Source organism: Escherichia sp. 94.0001 (genome assembly GCF_013369155.2).
In the GTDB taxonomy this organism is placed as follows: Bacteria; Pseudomonadota; Gammaproteobacteria; order Enterobacterales; family Enterobacteriaceae; genus Escherichia; species Escherichia coli_F.
Window position 1 is genome coordinate 1 of record NZ_JABWMS020000156.1, and the last position, 1,714, is coordinate 1,714.

General features: G+C 34.0%; 2 protein-coding genes. One reads left to right on the plus strand and one right to left on the minus strand.

Annotated features, from left to right (window positions below):
- A partial coding sequence (locus HEN33_RS24825) for a glycosyltransferase family 9 protein (protein WP_183083506.1) occupies positions 1-958 on the plus strand: 958 nt, incomplete at its 5' end.
- 25 nt (positions 959-983) lie between these two features.
- Here the strand turns inward: HEN33_RS24825 and HEN33_RS24830 are convergent.
- A partial coding sequence (locus HEN33_RS24830; protein ID WP_183083507.1) for an O-antigen ligase family protein occupies positions 984-1,714 on the minus strand: 731 nt, incomplete at its 5' end.

Sequence of the window (1,714 nt, forward strand, 5' to 3'; positions counted from 1 at the left end):
AGTTAAATCATGCCTTATCATTCATGATAATAATAAACTCGGTGATTTAATTGTATTAAGTTCGATTTATCGTGAGCTTTATAGTAAAGGAGTTAAAATAACCATTCTCACAAATAGAAAGGGAGGGGAGTTTCTCTCTAACAATAAAAATATATTTGGATTCTGTATTAAAGAATCAACAGGTTTCCTTAAAATGCTTACTCTATGTAAGCATTTGCGGGATTTACAGTTCGATATTGTATTAGACCCCTTTGAAACTATGCCCTCATTTAAGCATAGCTTAATATTATCAAGTTTAAAAGATTCTTACATTCTGGGTTTTGATCAATGGTATAAGCGTTACTATTCATTTTACCATCCCCATGATGAATGTTTAAAAGAACATATGAGTACACGAGCAATAGAAATACTGAAGCATATTTATGGTGAGGGTGAATTTTCCACCGACTACGACTTGCATTTGCCTGTAGATGTTGAAAATAAAATAATAGATTTTATTGGGAATACAAGGATAGTCATCATTAACCCATTAGGTGCAAAAAAAATATGCCGACTTACGTTTGAGCAAATAAAAGTTATATATCAAGAAGTGAAAGTACAATTTGAGAATTATCGAGTGATATTTACTGGGTTACCACAAGATTTATTGACAATACCAATACCTGAAATTGAAACACTACCATTTGACGAGTTTATTTATACTGTTGCGTTGACCAAGTATAGTGATTTTGTCATTTCTGTTGATACAGCTCTTGTTCATATCGCTGCGGCTTATCATAAACCAACGCTTGCATTTTATCCTAATTCACGCACTCCGGAATATCCCTCACATTTAATTTGGTCCCCAAATAATCATCGGTCTATACAAATAGTATCCCCAACATTTACGGTAAAAGATATCGATCCTGAAACTTTAACTGATTCAGTAAAGAGATTAAGTTGTATAGATAAGAAGTGAGTTTTAACTCACTTCTTAAACTTGTCTATTCTTGATTAATAGTATTGTTGCGATTATTAATAACGAGTAAGAGGACTATAGCTGATATAACGATAATTGGAATGCTGCGTGCCCATATGATCACATCACTGAGTCCAATCCCCACAATGCCAAGCGTTAATATCAACAAACCCAATGCTCGTTTTTTATATGCTGTATAAAATAGAGAAAAATAGAGGAAAAGGGTGGAAAAAATTCCCATCAGACCTTTCAGTGATGCTGCTTCAATTATCTCATTATGTAGGTGCACGTTAGCAAAATCCAATGCCCCTCTTAGTCTATTGTTTTCTGCGACCAACAAATTCATATTTTCAGCGCGCGACTCTGCAGATCTAAATGAAAAAGGCGATTTTTTGAATAAATCAAAACCAATTTCGTACATTGCCAGTCTTGCACCTAAGGAAGTCACGCTATTAGCATTGGTATAGCTGTTCAAATCATTCAATGCTTCGTTATAGCGATATTGAATTGGTTTATTAAATATAATTACAACACTGGCCAGTATGGCAATTAGTAGAACGATAGCGGAAGTGATTTTTTTTGGGGATTTGTTATAATATGTGATTAGTGCAACAGCACAAATTACAGGGAACAGGAGTAGAGTTGCTCTGGTTTGTGTTAGCGCCAGAACATAAAGTACTGCGAAACTATTTAATAAAAATAAAAAAGGATGGTTTTTCTTAGTGTAAAGAATTGCAACACCACTAACTATCCCTA